At 62.6% G+C, this 19,639-nt stretch carries 15 protein-coding genes and 1 tRNA gene; 7 read left to right on the top strand and 9 right to left on the bottom strand.

Annotation, left to right across the window (positions count from 1 at the left end; translation table 11 throughout):
• Position 1: 1 nt before the first annotated feature.
• The 3 genes from serC (at position 2) to aroA (ending at position 3,777) form a co-directional block, all read left to right on the top strand.
• Positions 2-1,087: a phosphoserine transaminase gene (gene serC, locus AB6O04_RS19275; protein WP_368565998.1), complete on the top strand. Its 1,086-nt coding sequence runs from the start codon at positions 2-4 to the stop codon at positions 1,085-1,087.
• Between the two features lie 112 nt (positions 1,088-1,199).
• Positions 1,200-2,360 (top strand): prephenate dehydratase, encoded by a 1,161-nt coding sequence (pheA, locus tag AB6O04_RS19280; protein WP_368566000.1) that lies wholly within the window; start codon positions 1,200-1,202, stop codon positions 2,358-2,360.
• 109 nt (positions 2,361-2,469) lie between these two features.
• Positions 2,470-3,777, top strand: a complete 1,308-nt coding sequence (aroA, locus tag AB6O04_RS19285) for a 3-phosphoshikimate 1-carboxyvinyltransferase (RefSeq protein WP_368566002.1) — start codon at positions 2,470-2,472, stop codon at positions 3,775-3,777.
• Positions 3,778-3,906: 129 nt separating this feature from the next.
• Here the strand turns inward: aroA and AB6O04_RS19290 are convergent, their stop codons facing one another.
• Positions 3,907-4,488 (bottom strand): TonB family protein, encoded by a 582-nt coding sequence (locus AB6O04_RS19290; protein ID WP_368566004.1) that lies wholly within the window; start codon positions 4,486-4,488, stop codon positions 3,907-3,909.
• 126 nt (positions 4,489-4,614) lie between these two features.
• Complete coding sequence (locus tag AB6O04_RS19295) at positions 4,615-5,256, bottom strand: energy transducer TonB (RefSeq protein WP_368566007.1); 642 nt, start codon at positions 5,254-5,256, stop codon at positions 4,615-4,617.
• 129 nt (positions 5,257-5,385) lie between these two features.
• Between AB6O04_RS19295 and serS the strand changes: the two genes are divergently transcribed.
• The gene (gene serS, locus AB6O04_RS19300) at positions 5,386-6,666 is read left to right on the top strand and encodes a serine--tRNA ligase (RefSeq protein WP_368566009.1); all 1,281 of its coding nucleotides are present in this window, start codon (positions 5,386-5,388) and stop codon (positions 6,664-6,666) included.
• Positions 6,667-7,023: 357 nt separating this feature from the next.
• Here the strand turns inward: serS and AB6O04_RS19305 are convergent, their stop codons facing one another.
• The 4 genes from AB6O04_RS19305 to AB6O04_RS19320 all read right to left on the bottom strand — a co-directional run bounded on the left by AB6O04_RS19305 (position 7,024) and on the right by AB6O04_RS19320 (position 12,116).
• A complete protein-coding gene (locus AB6O04_RS19305; protein WP_368566010.1) occupies positions 7,024-7,935 on the bottom strand; it encodes an NAD(P)/FAD-dependent oxidoreductase in 912 nt (303 codons plus the stop codon).
• The gene (locus AB6O04_RS19310) at positions 7,925-8,389 is read right to left on the bottom strand and encodes an Rrf2 family transcriptional regulator (RefSeq protein ID WP_368566013.1); all 465 of its coding nucleotides are present in this window, start codon (positions 8,387-8,389) and stop codon (positions 7,925-7,927) included. Before AB6O04_RS19310 ends, AB6O04_RS19305 begins: the two co-directional genes overlap by 11 nt.
• 104 nt (positions 8,390-8,493) lie before the next feature.
• Positions 8,494-10,392 (bottom strand): serine hydrolase, encoded by a 1,899-nt coding sequence (locus AB6O04_RS19315; RefSeq protein WP_368566014.1) that lies wholly within the window; start codon positions 10,390-10,392, stop codon positions 8,494-8,496.
• 305 nt (positions 10,393-10,697) lie between these two features.
• Complete coding sequence (locus AB6O04_RS19320; RefSeq protein ID WP_368566016.1) at positions 10,698-12,116, bottom strand: peptidoglycan DD-metalloendopeptidase family protein; 1,419 nt, start codon at positions 12,114-12,116, stop codon at positions 10,698-10,700.
• 252 nt (positions 12,117-12,368) lie between these two features.
• Here AB6O04_RS19320 and AB6O04_RS19325 point away from each other — a divergent pair, with 252 nt between their 5' ends.
• Complete coding sequence (locus AB6O04_RS19325) at positions 12,369-13,019, top strand: CARDB domain-containing protein (RefSeq protein WP_368566018.1); 651 nt, start codon at positions 12,369-12,371, stop codon at positions 13,017-13,019.
• Between the two features lie 29 nt (positions 13,020-13,048).
• On the opposite strand, the gene AB6O04_RS19330 is transcribed toward AB6O04_RS19325, so the two are convergent.
• The 3 genes from AB6O04_RS19330 to AB6O04_RS19340 all read right to left on the bottom strand — a co-directional run bounded on the left by AB6O04_RS19330 (position 13,049) and on the right by AB6O04_RS19340 (position 17,180).
• Positions 13,049-15,811: a tetratricopeptide repeat protein gene (locus tag AB6O04_RS19330; protein ID WP_368566021.1), complete on the bottom strand. Its 2,763-nt coding sequence runs from the start codon at positions 15,809-15,811 to the stop codon at positions 13,049-13,051.
• Positions 15,808-16,362, bottom strand: coding sequence for an ECF-type sigma factor (locus tag AB6O04_RS19335; protein ID WP_368566024.1), 555 nt, complete (start codon positions 16,360-16,362; stop codon positions 15,808-15,810). Before AB6O04_RS19335 ends, AB6O04_RS19330 begins: the two co-directional genes overlap by 4 nt.
• Positions 16,363-16,601: 239 nt before the next feature.
• Complete coding sequence (locus AB6O04_RS19340; protein WP_368566026.1) at positions 16,602-17,180, bottom strand: FMN-dependent NADH-azoreductase; 579 nt, start codon at positions 17,178-17,180, stop codon at positions 16,602-16,604.
• Between the two features lie 117 nt (positions 17,181-17,297).
• On the opposite strand from AB6O04_RS19340, the gene AB6O04_RS19345 reads away from it, so the two are divergent.
• Positions 17,298-18,293, top strand: a complete 996-nt coding sequence (locus AB6O04_RS19345) for a LysR family transcriptional regulator (protein WP_368566028.1) — start codon at positions 17,298-17,300, stop codon at positions 18,291-18,293.
• A 246-nt stretch (positions 18,294-18,539) separates the two neighbouring features.
• A tRNA-Ser gene (locus tag AB6O04_RS19350) sits at positions 18,540-18,629 on the top strand.
• Positions 18,630-19,639 lie beyond the last annotated feature (1,010 nt).

A 19,639-nucleotide genomic window follows, 5' to 3' on the forward strand; every position in this document is an offset into this window, starting at 1 on the left:
TATGACGCGCGCGTACAACTTCAGTGCCGGCCCCGCCACCTTGCCAGAACCGGTGTTGCGACAGGCCCAAGCGGAAATGCTCGACTGGAACGGTATTGGCGCGTCCATCGTGGAAATCAGCCACCGCAGCGCGGATTTCATCGCGGTAGCGGCCGAGGCCGAAGCCGATCTGCGTACGCTGCTGGCTGTCCCCGATGATTACGCGGTGCTGTTTCTCTCTGGTGGCGCCACCAGCCAGCAGGCCTTGTTGGCGCTCAACTTCGCCTCCCCAGGACAGGTGGCGGATTACGTGGTCACCGGCCACTGGAGCAAGACCGCCATCCGCCAGGCCAGCCCATACGTGACGGTGAATGTGGCTGCCGACAGCGAGGCGGAAGGCTTTCGCTGCATTCCCGCGCGCGACAGCTGGCAGCTCAGTTCGGGCGCCGCCTATGTGCACATCACCGCCAATGAAACCATTCACGGGGTTGAGTTCCGTGGCACGCCGGAGATAGGCGATGCGCCGCTGTTCGCCGACTTCAGTTCCAGCATTGCATCCGAGCCTGTTGATATATCGAAGTACGGACTGATCTATGCCGGCGCTCAGAAGAACCTTGGCCCGGTCGGGATCGCCGTGGTAGTTATCCGACGCGATCTGTTGGAGCGTAGCGGTCAGCCCCGCGCCGACATCTTCGATTACCGGTCGCATGTCGCGCGCGATTCCATGCTCAATACGCCGCCGACCTGGAACTGGTATCTGCTCGGCCTGACCGTGAAATGGATGTTGGCAGAAGGCGGCGCCGTCGAATTCGCCCGCCGCAATGCCGTGAAGTCCGGGCTGGTATACGCAGCCATCGATGACTCCGGCGGCTTCTATCGCAACGAGGTAGCGGCAGAGGCACGTTCGCGCATGAATATCCCGTTCTTCCTGCCTGATGAAACGCTTACCGCGCGGTTCGTGGCCGAATCGAAAGCGGCCGGTCTGTTGGCGCTGAAAGGTCACAAGGAGGTTGGCGGTATCCGCGCATCGCTGTACAACGCGCTGCCGGTGGAAGCGGCACAGGCGTTGGTGGCTTTCATGCGGGATTTCCAGCAGCGTAATGGGTAGAAGTTTCGTCCTTGTAGGAGCGACGTGAGTCGCGATCGATGTACGGGTAAAGCTTCATCGCGACTCACGTCGCTCCCACAGGGGCGAAGATAAAAAAGGAACGAAAAGAGTTATGGCCGCAAAGCCCAAAAAACCGGCGACAAAAAAAGCCGCCGGGTCCAGCATCAAGAAAGCCGACAAGCCAATGACCGCGCCGCCGGTGCTCGCCGACGTGCGCAATCAGATCGACGGCATCGACCGGCAGATTCAGGCGCTCATCGCCCAGCGCGCGCAATTCGCTCATCAAGTGGGCAAGGCCAAGGGCAAACTCGCCGCCGCGGTGGACTATTACCGGCCCGAACGCGAAGCGCAGGTATTGCGCATGGTGGTGGACCGCAACGAAGGTCCGCTCAGCGATGAACTGCTGGTGCACGTTTTTCGCGAAATCATGTCCGCCTGCCTGGCGCAACAGCAGCCGCTGAAGATCGGTTATCTGGGGCCGGAAGGCACCTTCAGCCAGCAGGCGGTGCTGAAGCACTTCGGCCGTTCTTCCCATGGCCTGCCGCTGGCCAGCATCGAGGAAGTATTCCAGGAGGTGGAAAACGGCAACGCCGATTTTGGCGTGGTACCGGTGGAGAATTCAGGGCAGGGCACCATCCAGATCACGCTGGACATGTTCCTGACCTCGAACCTCAAGATCTGCGGTGAAGTCGAACTGCGCGTTCACCAGTACCTGTTGTCGCGCAGCGGTCGCATCGAAGACATCGAACGTATCTATTCGCACCCGCAATCGTTCGCACAGACCTCTGCCTGGCTGCGCGCCAATCTGCCTCACGTGGAGAAGATCCCGGTGTCCAGCAATGCGGAGGGCGCTCGTCGCGCGCGTAATTCCGAGGACGCCGCCAGCATCGGCGGCGAGAGCGCTGGCCATGTCTACGGCTTGAAGAAAGTGGTGATGAGTCCCATTCAGGACGATGCCGACAACACTACGCGCTTCCTGGTCATCGGCCGCAGCATCTTCCCACCGTCAGGCCACGACCGCACCTCGGTGCTGGTGTTCATCCACGACAAGCCCGGCGCGTTGTTCGACGTGCTCAGCCCGTTCGCTCGTCACGGCATCAGCATGAACCGCATCGAGTCGCGCCCGTCGCACCATGCCAAGTGGGAATACGGCTTTTTCATCGACCTCGCCGGTCATGTCGAAGACGAGGCCATGAAGCAGGCGCTGGCGGAACTGAAGAAGCACTCGGCACAGATCAAAGTGCTGGGGTCGTATCCGGTGGCAGTGCCTTGAGGCCGGGAATGGAGAATCGGGAATGGGGAATGGCTGAAGCAAAAGCCGACCACCGTCCGATCTCCCCATCCTGCATTTTCGATTCCCCATTTTCGATTCCCCATTCCCGATGACAAAGCAAGACTGGATAGCATCCCCCGGCAGACCGCTGCGTGGCGAGTTGGACATCCCCGGCGATAAATCCGTATCGCACCGGTCGGTGATGTTCGCGGCGTTGGCCGATGGCGTGTCGAAGATCGACGGCTTCCTTGAAGGCGAAGACACCCGCACCACCGCCGCCATTTTTTCGAAGCTGGGCGTTCGCGTCGAAACGCCATCGCCGTCGCAACGCATCGTGCACGGCGTGGGCATCGATGGCCTGCGGGCTCCCGATGATTCTTTGGACTGCGGCAACGCGGGTACCGGTATGCGGTTGCTGGCCGGATTGCTGGCGGCGCAGCAGTTCGACAGTGTGCTGATTGGCGATGCTTCGCTTTCCAAGCGGCCGATGCGGCGCGTGACCGTACCGCTGGCGAAGATGGGCGCGCGCATCGATACCGAGGAAGGCGGCCTGCCGCCGTTGCGCATCCACGGCGGGCAAGCATTGCAGGGGATCGATTACACCTTGGAAGTGGCCAGCGCGCAGGTCAAATCCGCGCTGTTGCTGGCGGGACTGTATGCCGATGGCGAAACGGTCGTGCGTGAACCGCACCCCACCCGCGATTACACCGAACGGATGTTGGCGGCCTTCGGCGTCGATATCGAGTTCTCGCCCGGCTATGCGCGCTTGCGCGGAGGCCAGCGCTTGCGCGCCGCGGACATCGCCGTGCCCGCCGATTTTTCCTCGGCAGCATTCTTTTTGGTTGCCGCCAGTATCGTGCCAGGCTCGGAACTGCGGCTTCGCGCAGTGGGCCTGAATCCTCGTCGCACGGGTTTGCTGACCGCGCTGCGTGCGATGGGTGCGGATATCACGGAGGAGAACCTTAGCGAGCAAGGCGGTGAACCGGTCGCCGATCTGGTGGTGCGATACGCGCCGTTGCATGGCATTGAAGTGCCCGAGGCCATCGTCCCGGACATGATCGATGAATTCCCGGCATTGTTCGTCGCTGCCGCCTGCGCGCAAGGACCCACTGTAGTGCGTGGCGCCGCGGAACTGCGGGTGAAGGAATCCGATCGATTGGCGGCCATGGCCACCGGTCTGCGGGCGCTTGGCCTGCAAGTGGATGAAACGCCCGATGGCGCCACTATTTTCCCCGGCGCTCTGCAGGCGGGCGCCATCGACAGCCACGGCGACCACCGCATTGCGATGGCGTTCGCGGTGGCCGCGCAGCGCGCCGAGGGCGAAGTGCGTGTCGGCGACATCGCCAACGTCGCGACGTCCTTTCCCGGCTTCGACGTGCTGGCGACGCGCGCCGGTTTCAAACTGGCGACGGTCTGAGCACATCAGGCCTTCGTAGGAGCGCCGTCCCGGCGCGAGCTTTTCCGCCAGATGGTCGCGACCTGCGACGAAGAGCTCGCGGCGGGGACGCCGCTCCTACATGCGAGCAAAAGCTTCTCGCGGCGTGATTCAAATCGGTTTGAAATCCACCGGTATCCGCACCACGCTGGCGGTCGCTCTGCCATTGCGTATTGCCGGCTGGAACTTCCATCGCCGTACCGCCTGAACCGCCGCACGATCCAGGTCGCGGTTGCCGCTGCGCTTGGCGATCGACACTTCGGCCGGTTTGCCGCTGGCATCTATCTTGGCGCGCACTACCACCGTGCCGCCCACGCCCGAGCGCAGTGCGGCGGGTGGGTACTCAGGTATGGCGTTGCTCGCCAATGGGCGGGGTTCGCGGGAAATCCTTGAGGTGCGCTGCGAGCTGGGTTCTGACACCGTGGGTTCGTCGGCCGGCTTGGGAGCGTCAATTGGCGGGCTGTCGACATCCTTCTCGACCGGGAGCGGAGTTGGCGTTTCGGCTGCCGGGATCTTCTGCGTAACAACCGGTTCGGTCACCGCGCCAGGACGCTCCTGTGCGAGCCAGAAGATGGCCGCAGTCAGCAACGCACCCACCAGCATCAGCCACAACCCGGGACTCGCTTTCGGCGGCAAAGGCCGCGCTTCCGGCGTTTCGGTGGGGTGATACTCGCGGAATTCTTTGGAAGACATCGACACAGACCTCCTGATTATTGGGAGTAGGTCGAGTCTTGCATGTGGCTTTGTCGTGATCGTGTGACAAGCCGGTGACAGCGCGCCCGCAAAAAACCGGAGGTTCAGCTAAGGCAATGCGGCGGCTTACCGCTCCAGGCTGAAATCGATCGGAATCGTCACGACACTGGTAACCGGCTGGCCGTTGCGCTGGCCCGGCCTGAAACGCCAATCACGGACAGCCTCCAGTGCGGCACGGTCCAAGTCTCGCGAGCCGCTGCGTTTTGCCACCTGGACATCCGTCGGCGTGCCGTCGATTCCAACTTCGACCCGTACCAGGACCGTCCCGGTCGAGCCTCGGCGCATCGCAGTGGCTGGATAGCGCGGTGGTGGGGTTTGCCCCGGAATCGGCACCGCCACTTCGCCAGGAGCGACCGCCGCGTCGGCCGGCGGCGCAGTGGGCGTATCTGCCGCCAAGACCTGTGGTGGCGGTGGCATCGGCTTTTCTTCGACCAGTTGCGGGCGTTCGCTCTTGCTCTCGGGCGCGGGTTGTTCTTCCAAACCACTGGCGCCATCGCGCGATGTCAACGGCTCGGGCAGTGCCTCGACGGTGGCGGCGGGGCCGGCAACCACCGGCTCAGGCTTGTAGAAGCCCTTGTCGCGGCCGAGCCACCAGACGAGAACGAACAGCAGCAGGCCGGCACCAAACGCGATGGCCGCTAGGCGCAACGTATGGCGGGGCAGGCGGAAGACGAAATGGGAGTCGCGGTGTTCGCTGGGGGCCGACATGGGATTCACCGGTGAAGACCCCGCAATTCTGGCATAGCCACGGTTAAGTGGGCGAGGCAGCGCGCCGCCCAGCTTCCCACGGAATATCGGCGATAATTGCCGCTTCTTACCCCCAAGCCTCACGCATACATGCTCGATCCAGTCCTGCTTCGCACCCAGCCCACCGAACTCGCCCAACGCCTTCAAGCCAGCCGGGGCTACTCCCTGGACGTCGCCGCGTTGGAATCGCTGGAATCCGCACGTAAGCAGATCCAGAAGCGCACCGAGGAACTGCAGAACCTCCGCAACACCCGCTCCAAGGCCATCGGCCAGGCCAAGGCCAAGGGCGAGGACGTCGCGGCGCTGATGGCGGAGGTGGCTGGCTTCGGTGACGAATTGAAAGCTTCGGAGGTGGAACTGGAGCGCGTCCGCGGTGAGATCGAAGCCATCGCGCTAGGCATTCCCAACCTGCCGCACGCCAGCGTGCCGCCAGGGGGCGATGAAAGCGGCAACGTCGAACAGCATCGCTGGGGCACGCCGCGCCAGTTCGACTTTGCAGTAAAAGACCACGTTGAACTAGGCGACCGCCACGGCTGGCTGGATAGCGATGCCGGCGCAAAGCTGTCGGGCGCACGCTTCACTGTGCTGCGCGGCCAGCTGGCCCGCCTGCATCGTGCGCTGGCGCAGTTCATGCTCGACTTGCATACCAACGAACACGGTTACGAAGAAACCAACGTGCCGCTGATCGTCAATGAAGATTCGATGCGCGGCACCGGCCAACTGCCTAAGTTCGAAGAAGATCTGTTCGCCACCGAAGTGGGCGAGACCAAGCGTTATCTGATTCCGACTTCGGAAGTCTCGCTGACCAACATCGTCCGCGATGTCATCGTCGACGATACCGCGCTGCCGCTACGCATGAGCGCACATTCGCTGTGCTTCCGCGCCGAAGCCGGTAGCCACGGCCGCGACACCCGCGGCATGATTCGCCAGCACCAGTTCGAAAAGGTGGAGATGGTATCCATCGCGCGACCGGCGGAAAGCTATGACGAACACGAGCGCATGACACGCTGCGCGGAAGTGGTGCTGGAGAAGCTGGGCCTGCCGTATCGCCGCATGCTGTTGTGCAGCGGCGACATGGGATTCTCCGCCACCAAGACCTACGACCTGGAAGTCTGGCTGCCGTCGCAGGATACCTACCGCGAGATTTCCTCGTGCTCCAACTGCGAGGATTTCCAAGCCCGCCGCATGCAGGCGCGCTGGCGCAATCCCGCCACCGGCAAACCCGAACCCGTGCATACCCTCAATGGTTCCGGCACTGCCGTGGGCCGCGCTCTGATCGCGGTGATGGAGAACTACCAGAACGCCGATGGTTCCATCACCGTACCCGAAGTTTTGCGCCCGTATATGGGCGGCGCCGAGCGCATTGCCTGATCATAAAGCTAGAGTCTATGAGCCGATAACTCTAGCTTTATCCTCGTTGTAAAGCCTGATCGGCGTCAAAAGCTGGTTCCCTTCTCCCTCTGGGAGAAGGTGCCCGAAGAGCCTGCCTCGTGCTTGATACGGGGGCGGATGAGGGAATGGCAATGACTCGCCATAAGCTTTTGCTACAAGCGGACACTCCATTCCCTCATCCGTCGCTGCGCGCCACCTCGCTTCGCGCCCCCGCCCTGCGTAGCACGCAGCGCATTCAGGCATGCACGACCCCGTGGGTCGTAAGGCGCATGCCTTCATCCCGGAGGGAGAAGGGAAAGAGCATGCGCTATGCGCACGCTACGCCGCACCATCACCTCAAGCCGCGTCGGCTACCAACGCCTGATGCAACGAGATGCCAGCCATCACACCATCGGCAACCGCAAAGCTGACGCTGTGCCCTGAACGAACGATATCGCCAGCGGCGTAAATACCCGGCACGCTCGTCATACGGCGTTCGTCGGTGCGAACGATCGGGCCGGTGGGGCTTTCATCCATGTCCAACCGCAACTGCGTGACCAGCGGACATTGATGCAGCACTGGCGCGACGAAGAGCGCATTCAACGGCAGTTCGCGCCCATCCGCCAACACCACACCAGTAAGTGCGGGAGCATTGCCCAATAGCGCAGCAATCGGTGCGGTTTCGAAGACAACACCGCGCGCGATAAGTTTGGCGACGGTCTCCTCATCGGGAAGCGGCGCACCATTCGTGAAGAACGTAGCCGACCCCCAGTCATGCACTAGATTGGCTTGGTGGGCCGACATCGGATGCGTCGCCAACACGCCTAGCGGACCCCCGCCGGTTTCATAGCCGTGGCAATAGGGGCAGTGCAGCACCGTGCGGCCCCAGCGCTCCGACAGGCCAGCCAACGCCGGCAGCTCGTCGCGCAAACCAGTAGCGATGACTAGCTTGCGGCTCGATATCGCAGTGCCGTCGTCGAGATGAACATCGAAGCCAAACTCGTTGGGTTGGATGGTGACCACTTCGCCTGTTCGCAGCGTCGCGTTGGGATAGGCGAGTACTTGCCCGCGTGCCGTCGCGAGGATCTCGCCAGGCGGAAGTCCGTCATGGCCCAGGAAACCATGCGCGGCAGGAGAAAAACGATTGCGCGGTTGCCCGCCATCCACCACCAGCACACGCCGCTTGGCGCGCGCGATGTACGTCGCGGCCGCCAGTCCGGCAAAGCTACCACCCACCACCAGGGCGTCGTACTCAGTTTCAATCTGCATGTTTGTGGACTCCAGTCCGGTCAGAGGAAGATGAAGCGGCCCGCCGCCCGAAATCCGCGGCCAAATCAGCCAGCGTTACTTCGCTCAAGCGTGCGGTCAGCAGCGCTTCGGCCTCGCGCATCACGTCGTTGAGCGCCACGTTGACCGCCGCCTGCACATCGCATTCGGGCCGCTCATTCAAAGGATTCATCTTCAAGAGGGCAGAAGTGCCCAAGGCGCGATGCACATCCAGCAAGCTGATCCGGGCCAGATCGCAGCTCAGCGACCAGCCACCGCCGTGTCCCTTGCTGGAGCGCACCCAGCCGAGTTCGCGCAGTCCGGCCAGCGTGCGGCGCACGACGACCGGGTGGGTATTCATTAGCCGGGCGATCTGTTCCGACGTCATCGGATCATTGGTCTGCGCCATGTGCAGCAGCACGTGCAGAACGGCGGAGAGACGGTCGTCCGATTTCATGTAACTAAAACTATTACATGAAAAGGGCCGTGTCAAATCTACCGTTGGGCTGGCGGTTGTTGCGCAGAGGCGGGTCGGCGGGAGTCGCCGCCGACCCGGAAAACTCAGAACAGGTTGACGTTGGGCCAGCTCGACACGCCTTCGACGATGTCCTTCAGCATGCCGTCGATCTCTTCGACATCGCCGTTGCTGGAATTGGAGGCCGCGACATAGCCGAAGCCATCGCTGCGGCGGCGGTAGACCGAATTGGTGCCGGACATCGATCCATAGTGCGCGTACGAATTGCCCAGCAGGGTTTCATAGCGCATGAAGCGCAGCAGATCGATGGGAGTGGCGATCCAGCCGCCATGCGAGTCGAAGCGCTGTGGCTTGACGCTGGAATAGGCGCCACTGCCGTAGTACGTGACTTCATTCGGCTTGCGGTCGGCCTCTTTGTCGCCGCCGATCACCGCGCTGGTTGCGCCGGCCGGCTTGAACAGCGTGTCGCGGACGTAGCTCTCGTAGCTCTTGCCGCTGCGTGCTTCGACGACGCGTCCAAGCAGCGAGTAGCCGAAGTTGGAGTACGGCTTGATGTCCTCTCCCGGATTGGTGCCGGGCGCGTAGCCGAGCGGATATTCCTTCAACGTCCATTCGATCAGACCCTTATGGTCGGTGCCGGTGTAGGCGAACATCGGGTCGCTGGCCTTGCCATCCTTGTTGACGTTGACGAAGCCGCCACGGTGACGAATCAGGTTGTCGACCGTGATGTCCGTGATCTGCGGGTTGTTGGCCGGAGTGGTGTACTGGCCGCCGAGCACACTGTTATTGCCGAAGATCTTCGAATTGGCGGTCAGGCTGGTGTTCTGCATAAGCTGCTTCACCGCGGCCTGGGTGAAGAGCTTGGAAACGCTGGCGTGGCGGTAGATATGTCCCGGACCGGCAAGTTGGTTCTTCTCGACGTTGGCGTTGCCGAACGCCGCGGCGTAGACCAGGCGCTTGTCCTTGCTGATGGCGACCGACATGCTGGGGATGTCGTTCTTCTTCATGTAGGCGCGCACTTTGTTTTCGATCAGGGCCAGATCCTGGGCCTTGAACGTGGTGTTTTCCCACACGCCGTTGAAGCGCACGCCGCTGGAGGAGTTGAATGCCTCGATGTAGCGGGGCGCCCAACTCTGGTAGCGATAGTTGTCGAAGACCGCCTGGTAGTTGGTGCTGGCGATGCCGTGGCGTGCCGACCATTGCGGACCGCCGGACTTGGTCCAAAGCGCGGCATAGCGGTCGCCATTACCTTGCTTGTAGCCGCTGACGACTTTCAACCGATAGCCTTGCTTGGCGAAATCATCGAAGGCTTTCTGATAATCGGCCGGGCTCAGCCCGTGACGCGCAACCCACGCCGGACCGCCTTTCTCGAAGACCGCGGCGAAGCGCGGGGAGCCGGCCACGCTGAATGCACTGACGTGCGATAGCGCGTAGCCGTTCTTGGACATGTCGGTCACCGCAGCTTGGTACTGTTCGGCGGTCAATCCATGGCGCGCCTGCCATGCGGGACCGGCTTTTTTCTCCCAGATTGCCGCGTAGTACGGTTTGCCGCCAACCGCGTAGCCGTTGACGAAGGTCAGGCGGTATCCCTGCTTGGCGAAGTCCTCGAAAGCGCTCTGGTACTGCTGTGGCGTCAGGCCGTGACGTGCGCTCCACGTGGCGCCTGCCTGCTTGGTCCACAGGGCGGCGTAGCGGGCGCTGCCTCCGCTTTCGTAGCCGGAAACAGAAGCCAGGCGGAATCCTTTCTTGCTGTAGTCGTTGAATGCCTGCTGGTATTGCGCGCCAGTCAGGCCGTGGCGGGCAGCCCAGTCGGCGGCCATCGCAGAGGAACTGGCCAGCAAGGCGAGCCCAATCGCCAATACGGCATTGGCCGTCCGCCACGTACGGCGAGGCGCAAGCGGGTTCGGTTTGGATCTTCGCTGCTCGTCAGATGCGCAGGGAAGGGGAAGTGACTGTGCGGAGTTGGCGACGGTTTTCGGGTGCATGGTTTTCTCCTTAAAGTGAATGTCGTGAGCGAGAACGTCCAATTCCGATCGCAGCAGCCGGGCCGAGGGTGTCGCTCATCTCAGTAGTCGGTGTGGAAGTGGGAATCCCGCCATTTTTTTGGCAGTTCCTTAAAACCTGATACTTGGCTTCTTCGATTGACCGCATGGCTTCACCGAAGTCGATCGGAGCACTTGGCGAAATCGGAATCGGCGGGCAAAAAAAGCTCCCGGCGCACCGGGAGCCTTTTTTTGGATCCTTCACAGACCGCACGTGATTCAGCGTTGCCGAACGGGTCGTAATCGGATCACTTGCGCCAGATGGCTGCATAACGCGCGGAGCCGCCGCTGCTGTAGCCGGTCACGTCGCGGGTCAGCAGACCGGCGCCGGTATTGCTTTGCCACTCACTCTGATACTGACTGCTGGTGAGTCCATGCTTGGCCTTGTAGGCGCCGCCGCTCTTCGAACTCCAGATCGCAGAGAAATACGGCTGCGCGCCGTGCATGTAGCCGTTGACGTAAACGATCTGCCGCCCTTGTTCGGCGTTGGCGTTGAAGGCCTGTTGGTACTCGCCGGCAGTCAGTTGCGACTTGGCCTGCCAGCTGCCGATGTCGGCTTTCTCATATAGCGCGGTGTAACGGCGTTGACCGCCAGGGGAGACCACCGAGACATTGCGAGGGCGATAACCGGCCTTGGTGAGACTGTCCATGCGTTGCTGATGTTCGCTGGCGGAAAGTCCGTGATAGGCCGAGAAAGTGGGACCCGATTGCTTGCGGTAGATCACCGCATAGCGGACGTTACCCTGGTCCAGATAGCTTTCGACTTGGTAGGGCCGGTAACCCTTGCCGGTCAGTTCGTTGAACCGCTGCTGATATTGCGCGCCGGTCAATCCGTGGAAGGCTTTCCATGCCATGTTGGCGTTCGGGCGGAACACCGCGTTGTAGTAGACCTTGCCGCCAACATCGAACCCGTCGATCCATTCCAGCGCATAGCCGGCATTGACCGCCTGGTCGAACAGGCACTGGTAGTCGCGCGCTGCCACGCCGTGGCGAGCGACTTCCTTGGCCCCGGGCTTGATGGTGCCGGGCACCTTGCGCGCGGTGTAGCTTTCGCCGCTGACGAACATGCCCTTGTCGATCCCGCAGATGCGCGGGATCCGGTTGCGCTTGCTGCCGTCGTTATCTGTCAGGAAACCGCCGGTGGTGGCGATGCCACCGCTGGCCTTCGGCACGCCAACTTCGAAATGCAGGTGATCGCCGCTGGCGCAACCGACGTCGCCTTCGTCGCCCAAATAGGTGCCGGCGCTGACGAACTGGCCGACCTTCAACTTGGCCTTGCCGGTGGTGGAGCCCTTCTTCATATGGGTGTACTTGGTCCATTCGCCGTTGGCGTGCTCTATCCACACGTAGTTGTTGTTTTGCGGCTTGTCGGGATTGGCTTTGCAGTCGATGCGTTGGCTGAAGCCGTCGACGATATGGCGGATGGTGCCGTCGGCGGCGGCGACGATCTTGTAAGGGCCGCCACCTTTGCCGCTCATGTCGATGCGGCCGGGCGGGCTGTGTTTGATGTGGTCGTTGGTGACCTTGACCTCGGTGCTGTCGACGTAGGGAATGCGATAGACACCCTTGGACGGATCGATGGCGGCGGCTTGGCCGGACAACAACAGCAGCACACAGGCGGCCAGCAGGGAGGGGGCTAGGGATGAAGGATGGAGAGTTCTGGACATGATCGGCTTCCTCGGTTGCGCAATGGCGGTAGGCGGGAGCGGATTACTCCCGCACCGTTGAAGTCGGGTCCGGCGGGGAAATCCCGCCAGGCATCGGAGAAAACCAGTGCATGGCTTGCGCCGACATGCCGACAGGCGTACACCCGCTGAGCCGAATGGCGGCGCCGTGGCGGGATCGGGCGCGGTTTTGCGACTGTTAGGGGAAGGGCGCGAACCGAGCGCCTTCATCGTCATTTTCATAAGGAGATCAGCATGACCAGCACCAAGAACGCCATCGCCACCGGTACCCTGCTTCTGTTCGCTCTGGCGGGAGCGGCCGGCGCCCAGACGCGCGCGGCGGTAGAGCCTGCCGCCACGCACCCTGCGTCCTCCGCGGCAAAGGCCCAAACCGCTCAATCTGCCACCCCCGATCCAACCAGCACCACGCAGGAAATCGCGGCGCCGGTGCGACCACAAAAAGATCCCGGCGGCGGCGGTCAGGGCCGGCAGACGCTGGCGATCGTCGTTCTTGCCGATCTATCGCTGGTGAGCGCGTTCCAGTTGGCCTCTGAGACGATTCCCTGGGGCACCAGTGCCACCGTGTCCAGCGGCGATGCGTCGTCGACCAAGCGTGGCCTGTGCGGTTTCCGCTACAAATACGTCACTCGCAACCAGGGTGTTGCCGCGGCCATCGCGACCACCAACCGCATACGTCGGGACACCCAGAACGGACAGATCGTGGCCAGCAATGCGCTACCGGCGCTGGCGCCGGACGCCACCGCGGTGTCGGATGGCCACCTGTGGCTCCAGCCGGGGACATGGATGCTGTACGTGCACGCCGACGAGCCGCAGACGGTGGCCGAAAGCGATGAGGCCAATAACCTGCGCCGGGTGAAGGTAACGGTGGAAGGTAAGTGCGGCTGAAAGTAGGGCGACGCGCGCTGGCGTAGCGGTCAACGGCTGGCTTGTGACGCTTGGCTATCGACGGCGGCCAGGGCAGTGGCCGCTTCGATGGTGCGCGCGTCGCTGTCGCCGAAGGCGGTGTGTCGCACGCGCCACGCTTCCTGCAGCAGTGCGCGCGCTTCCTCAGGCCGGCGGCGATCCAGCAGAAGCCGGCCCATGGGCACCAGCACCACTGCCAGACGCGGATGCCCTTCGGGCAGGCGCTTGCGGAAGATCGCCAGCGCCTGTCTGAAATGCTCTTCGGCCTCGTTCAATTGGCCTTTGCGATGCAGCACGATGCCGATCCGGTTGAGGTCCAGGCCCACCCGTTCGTGCTCTTCGCCGTAGTCCTCGCGCTGGCGCGCCAGCGCCTCGCGGTAGTGCTGTTCGGCCGCCTGCAGGTTGCCGCGTTTTTCTTCCAGCTCGCCCAGGTTGAACACGGTAGCCGAACGCCAGGGGTGTTCCGGTGGATAGGCCGCCAGCGCTTGCCGGTAATACGCTTCGGCGCCTTCGACATTGCCGGCTCCGGACAGCGCCAAACCCAGATCGTTGAGATTCATCGCTACTTCCGGGTGCTGTTCACCCAAAGCCTCGCGGCGGATCGACAATGCTTCGCGCAGGAGTCGTTCTGCCGCGGGAAACTCGCGCCGTGCCTGCAAGAGCAGCGCATGGTTGTTCATCACCGTCGCCACCTGCGGATGGCGTTCGCCGCGCGACTGGCGCGTCACCGTCTGTGCTTCCCGGTACAGCGCGTCGGCGGAATCGTATTCGCCCAAATTGACCCGCGTCAGCGCCAGGTTGGAGACGCTGTGGGCAAGCTGCGGATGAGTGGCCGGCAAAAATCGGCGCCGCAGTGACAAGGCTTGGCTCAGCAGCGGTTCTGCGCCGGCGTAATCGCCCTGGTGGCGCAACACGGTGCCCAGGTTGTCCAGGCTGTCGGCCACGTCGACATGTTCTTCTTCGAACAATTGACGCCGCATCGCCAGGGCGTCGCGGTGATGACGCTCGGCGGCGTCCAGGTCGCTCATCCGGAACTGCAATACCCCCAGGTCGGAAAGCGTAGTGGCGAGTTCCGCATCCGGGCTGCCGCGAACGCGACGATAGCCATCCAGCGCGCTTTGCAGCTGTTCTTCGGCCTTGTCGTAGGCACCCAGATCGCTATGCAGACGTCCGCGGCTTCGCAACGCGCGTGCGAGCAGCAGCGGGTACTCGGCGGCCAACGGCATGGCCGTTTCCAGTGCCTCGTCGAACAAGGGTTGCGCGCGTTCGTACAAACCCAGCTGGCGGTAGGCTTCGCCCACGGTGTCGAGCAGTTCGACCCGCACTTCGGGTTGATTCGGCAATTCGCTTTCTATTCCCGCCCAGCCACGATCCAGCAGTTCGCGCGCCGTCAGCTGTGCGCCGCCGGAGTGTTGCGGGTCGGCGCCTTCAAACAGGCGTAGCACCAGTGCCTTGACCTGCTGCGCCTTGGTCGCTTCGGCGCGGGCACGATCGCGTTCGCGTGCAATGGTGTCGGCTTGCAAGGTGACCGTCACCGCATACGCCACCAGCAGCACCGCAGCGGCGGCCGCGCCGGTGACACCGAAGGGATGTCGCCGAACGAACTTGCTGGTGCGGTAACCGACGGTCTCCGGACGCGCACGCACCGGACGGCCCTGCTGCCAACGCTTGATATCGTCGACCAGCTCCGCCGCAGAGGAATAGCGCCGTTCCGGCGCCTTGCGCAGAGCCTTCAACACGATGTTGTCCAGGTCGCCGCGCAACTTGCGCCGCAATGCCGCCGGACTGGTGCGCCTTGCAGCCGCTGCTTCCGCGGTCGCCGTGGCGGCACGGACGCTGGGGCGGGGCGGTTCGAGCCGGCACACGACGCGTTCCAACGTCGCCGGGGAAGCATCCTCGATCGGCTGCGCACGCTGGCCGGTCAGCAGTTCGTACAGCAGCAAGCCCAACTGGTAGACATCGGCGGCGGTGGCGGCCGGCTGCCCCAGTACTTGTTCTGGCGCAGCGTACTCGGGGGTGAACATGCGCACCGCGGTGCGCGTCATCCCTGCATCGTCCGCCGCCGCCAGCACTTTGGCGATGCCGAAATCCAGCAGCTTCACCGCACCTTCCGAGGTAACCAGAATGTTGGCCGGCTTCAGATCACGGTGTACGACCAAATGCTGATGAGCATGTGCCACCGCTTCGCCGACATGCACGAACAGCGCCAGCCGTTGCTCGATGGTCAGCCGCTGTTCGTCGCAATAGCGGTCCAACGGCAGGCCTTCGGCATATTCCATGACCAGGTAGGTCCTGCCGTCGGCATCGCGGCCGCCATCCAACAAGCGTGCGATACCGGAATGGGTGAGGGTGGCGAGAATCTGCCGCTCTTGCGCGAATCGCCATTCGAACTCTTCCGAGTTCATCATCGGCCGGATCAGCTTCAACGCGCCTTGTTGCCGGAAGTCGTCGCTGGCGCGTTCGGCCAGATAGACCGTACCCATGCCGCCACTGCCCAACTCGCGCAGCAATCGCCAGGCGCCGACCTGGCGAGCGGGCGACGACGGTAACTCTTCGGCAAGGGCCTGCCATCGCGAGTCGCCGATCAATGCATCGAAATGCGGCGCTGGTTCCGTGGCCAATCGCAGCAAAATTTCCAGTTCGTTGCGCAGTGGCGTGTCGCCGTTGGTGACACGATCCAGAAACTGCTCGCGCGCCATGCCTTCCAGTTCCAGCGCTTGCTCGAACAACGCATCGATTCGCGCGCGCGGATCGTCGGAAGGCGGCAGGTTCATGTCAGCGCCTTCAACAACCAGGCGCGGGCGCGCATCCAGTCGCGCTGCACCGTCCGTAAAGAGCTGTCCAATGCCTGGGCGGTTTCTTCTTCGGTCATCCCGGCGAAGTAGCGGCATTCGACTACGCGCGCCAGGCGTTCGTTGAAGGCGGCCAGCCCTTCCAAAGCTGCGTCGACGGCCAGGATGTGTTCCGAAGGCGCGGCCATCGCCACGTCGTCTGGCATCAGCGTCAGGTGAGTTACGCCGCCGCCACGTTTGTCGGCATGCAGGCGGCGCGCATGATCCACCAGTATCCGGCGCATGGCGCGCGCGCAGACGGCGAAAAAATGCGCCCGGTCCTGCCAGTCCACGCCGAATTCGTCGACCAGCTGCATGTAGGCTTCATTGACCAGGCCGACCGTGTCCAGCGATTGAGCGCGCCGTCCGGCACGTGCCAGTTGTCCACGCGCGACGATGCGCAGGCGCTCGTACACCAGCGGCACCATCTGGTCGAAGGCCTCGCGGTCCCCCTGATGGTGGCGTTGCAGCAGACGGGTGACATCACTGGACATCCGCAATCCTCCCCTGATGCTGCGCATGGTACTGCTGGCGGTGGTTGGCGTCAGGCTCGGTAACGTGCGTTGGCGCAGGGTTTTGCTACGCGGGAGAAGACGGCGTCGCGCCTGTTGTCCGGGTGCGTAGGGGGCGTTACAAACGGGGCGATGGCGCGACGCCAGTTTTTCAGTACGCAAAAAAAAAGGCCTGCACGGCAGGCCCCGGGGAGAGAGAACAGCGACTTTCTGTTATGAGTTCAAGCGGCTTGGCGCAGCGGTTCCGGAATGCTGGCCAGCGCGGATCCGATGGCATCGGCACGGTGCTGCGGCGAGTAGGCCACGCCTTCTGCACGAACGAATTCAATGTCGGTGATGCCCAGGAAACCGAACACCTGGCGCAGGTAGGACTCCTGGAAGTCAGTCGGGGCGTCGGTATGAATGCCGCCGCGGCCGCTGGCAATGATCAGCTTCTTGCCGCCCGCCAGCCCTTCAGGTCCTTTCTCGGTGTAGCGGAACGTCCTGCCTGCCACGGCCACGCGGTCGATCCAGGCCTTCAGCGTGGAGGGGACACTGAAGTTGTACATCGGCGCGCCGATCACCAGCACGTCGGCGTCCAGGAACCGCTGCAGAGTGCGTTCGCTTTCTTCGGCCGCCGCGGCGTCGGCCTTGGTCAGCACCGGGCCGGTCAGATGGGGTAGGGGTTCTGCGTCCAGATCGCGATAGGTGACCTCCAGCCCAGGCAGTTTGTCCTGCCAACGGGCTACGATGGCGGCGGTGAGTTCGCGGGTGACCGAGTTGGCACCCAATGCGCTGCTGTCGATGTGCAATAGTTTCATGATGGCTTTCGTCCTGGGCTGCGGCGGTCGCCGCGTTGGAAGCCACTGTAGGTCGTTGCAAATTTGAGATAAAGATGTCTTAATGCCACTGATCGTTCCATTTACGGAAGCAAAGCCATGCAAGACCTGAACGACCTTTATTACTTCGCCATGGTGGTCGACCATGGCGGTTTCGCTGCCGCCGAACGCGCGCTGGGCATTCCCAAGTCGCGCCTGAGCCGCCGCATCAGTCAGTTGGAAACGGATCTGGGGGTGCGCCTATTGCAGCGTTCCACACGCCGTTTCGCGGTGACCGACGTCGGCATGAGCGTGCATCGCCACGCGCAAACCATGCTGGCCGAAGCGCAAGCCGCGCGCGAAGTGGTGGACCGCCTGAGCGCCGAACCGCGAGGCGTGGTGCGCGTCAGCGTGCCGGTCGCGGTAGCGCAGATGCAGCTGCCGCGCATCCTGCCGCTGTTCCTAGACAAGTACCCGAAAGTGCGACTGCAACTGCACGTCAACAACCGCCGCGTGGACATCATCAACGAAGGCTACGACGTCGCACTGCGCGTGCGCGCCAAGCTGGACGACGACGGCAGCCTGGTAATGCGCAGCTTCGGGCAGATCCAGGAATTGCTGGTCGCCAGCCCCAAATACCTGCAACGCGCCGGCCGCCCGCAAACGCCGGAAGACCTGGCCGAGCACGTCACCTTGAGCATCAGCGAAGACGAAGCGCGCCAGCGCTGGGAACTGCACGGCCCCAACGGCGAAGTGCGCCGCGTGGAATTGCAGCCGCGCCTGGCAGGTTTCGATTTCCCATTGCTTCAGGCCATGGCCAAAGACGGCTACGGCATCACCCTGCTGCCCGAAACCGTCTGTGCCGAAGCCGTGCGCAAGGGCGAACTGGAAGTGGTGCTGCCGGAATGGTCGTTGCCGCAAGGCATCTGCCACGCCGTATTCGCCTCCCGCCGCGGCCTGCTGCCGGCGGTACGGGTATTCATCGACTTCCTGGCCGAACACCTGCCACAACAGATCGAATCCTCGCGACTGGATTGCGGCGGCAAATGCAGCAAGGAAGCCGACCAGGCGTTGGCCGTGGCCCTGGCCAATAACAAGATCAAACAAGCCTCCTAAGCAAAACGTTCGTCTTCATGCGAAAATGGCGCCCGGCCCGCAATGGGCTGGGGAACTTGGTAGCGGGAGCATGATTTGAACCTGCCATTGCGACCAAGGTCGTTGCAGCAACAACGGAGAGATGGCCGAGCGGTTTAAGGCACCGGTCTTGACTGCGAAGGCCGCAGGCCGAAGCGAACATCGACCATAGGTCGATGGTAAAACTGGCGAACGGCGCGCAAGCGCCGCAGGTAGTGAAGTAACAACGGAGAGATGGCCGAGCGGTTTAAGGCACCGGTCTTGAAAACCGGCGAAGGGTTAAACCTTCCGTGGGTTCGAATCCCACTCTCTCCGCCACAACTGTAAAATACATTAAAAACAATACTTTACGGATTGAAGATAGCTCAGTCTAGGTCAGTGTTCTAGGTCAGTACGCGGTGATGCCGCTTGCACAGAGGGCGCCGTTTGACGTCTGCTGTGGGCGGGCCCGGTGGTATGCAGAAGCGCATACGAATCCACTAGCGCTGACCCCCTAACCAACAGGGGAACCACCTTGCTTTCGATTGACCTCTTTGTTGGCGCCTGCGCGCGTCCCGCCTTCTCCCTTCTTCCCTTCTTCCCGTCATTGAGCGCCGCGCGCCCGGCAACACGTCATGGGCGGTCTCGGCGTTCGGCCGGACGTTGTGCCTCGACCTCGTCCCCACCGATACGATCACCCTGCGTTCGATCTTCGACACATGGTTTGATCGCCGCTGTTCGGGAGCATTGGGCGTTGGAGGCTCTGCTGCCCGGAGAGGCGGCTGCGCTGTATGAGTCTGACCGTGTAGGGGCTTTCAGGAACTTCCGACTAGCAGCATTCGGGCGAAGGCTCATCATTTCCGTCCCGGTCGGGAACTGAAAAAAACAGGGGAGGCGCAAGCCTCCCTTTTCGTTTCTGCCCTAGCTTCGCTTGTGAGCATCCCGCATCGCTCTGTACACCCCCCGCAGCGCCCCTGCGGTCCTCCTGAGGTACACCGCGGCAGCATCAAGCCACGCGCGCCCCGCAGGGAGGCTCTCTGTACGTTCTAGGATGGGTTGGGAGTAGTGGTCTGCCAGCGCTTGGCAGAGGTGCTCTGTAGGAGAGCGGAAGGTGTACTAGAGGAACACATGAGGTGTTCTCTTTCTGTACTACTTACCTAACACCTTCAGTAAAGAACCTATAGATCACTATAGGTATCTATAAGATAACTAGGGTAGCAAAACTAGGCTGTTTTGTCAATCTGAAATTATGGTCTGAATCGCCCAGGCTTTTGTAGACAGTCGTCAGCCGTTTAGTGCGTACTGCTTCTCAAACTCTACCGGGGACAGCCCGTCGTTGGAACTGTGCC

Source organism: Pseudoxanthomonas sp. UTMC 1351 (assembly GCF_040948865.1).
Classification (GTDB): Bacteria; Pseudomonadota; Gammaproteobacteria; order Xanthomonadales; family Xanthomonadaceae; genus Pseudoxanthomonas_A.

Excerpts from the sequence above, each read along its gene's own strand:
- AB6O04_RS19295 (WP_368566007.1), bottom strand. The coding sequence starts at position 5,256 with ATGTCGGCCCCCAGCGAACACCGCGACTCCCATTTCGTCTTCCGCCTG.
- AB6O04_RS19335 (WP_368566024.1), bottom strand. The coding sequence starts at position 16,362 with ATGTCCAGTGATGTCACCCGTCTGCTGCAACGCCACCATCAGGGGGAC.
- AB6O04_RS19345 (WP_368566028.1), top strand. The coding sequence starts at position 17,298 with ATGCAAGACCTGAACGACCTTTATTACTTCGCCATGGTGGTCGACCAT.
- AB6O04_RS19320 (WP_368566016.1), bottom strand. The coding sequence starts at position 12,116 with ATGTCCAGAACTCTCCATCCTTCATCCCTAGCCCCCTCCCTGCTGGCC.
- AB6O04_RS19310 (WP_368566013.1), bottom strand. The coding sequence starts at position 8,389 with ATGAAATCGGACGACCGTCTCTCCGCCGTTCTGCACGTGCTGCTGCAC.
- AB6O04_RS19315 (WP_368566014.1), bottom strand. The coding sequence starts at position 10,392 with ATGCACCCGAAAACCGTCGCCAACTCCGCACAGTCACTTCCCCTTCCC.
- pheA (WP_368566000.1), top strand. The coding sequence starts at position 1,200 with ATGGCCGCAAAGCCCAAAAAACCGGCGACAAAAAAAGCCGCCGGGTCC.
- serS (WP_368566009.1), top strand. The coding sequence starts at position 5,386 with ATGCTCGATCCAGTCCTGCTTCGCACCCAGCCCACCGAACTCGCCCAA.
- aroA (WP_368566002.1), top strand. The coding sequence starts at position 2,470 with ATGACAAAGCAAGACTGGATAGCATCCCCCGGCAGACCGCTGCGTGGC.
- AB6O04_RS19305 (WP_368566010.1), bottom strand. The coding sequence starts at position 7,935 with ATGCAGATTGAAACTGAGTACGACGCCCTGGTGGTGGGTGGTAGCTTT.
- AB6O04_RS19340 (WP_368566026.1), bottom strand. The coding sequence starts at position 17,180 with ATGAAACTATTGCACATCGACAGCAGCGCATTGGGTGCCAACTCGGTC.
- AB6O04_RS19330 (WP_368566021.1), bottom strand. The coding sequence starts at position 15,811 with ATGAACCTGCCGCCTTCCGACGATCCGCGCGCGCGAATCGATGCGTTG.
- AB6O04_RS19290 (WP_368566004.1), bottom strand. The coding sequence starts at position 4,488 with ATGTCTTCCAAAGAATTCCGCGAGTATCACCCCACCGAAACGCCGGAA.
- serC (WP_368565998.1), top strand. The coding sequence starts at position 2 with ATGACGCGCGCGTACAACTTCAGTGCCGGCCCCGCCACCTTGCCAGAA.
- AB6O04_RS19325 (WP_368566018.1), top strand. The coding sequence starts at position 12,369 with ATGACCAGCACCAAGAACGCCATCGCCACCGGTACCCTGCTTCTGTTC.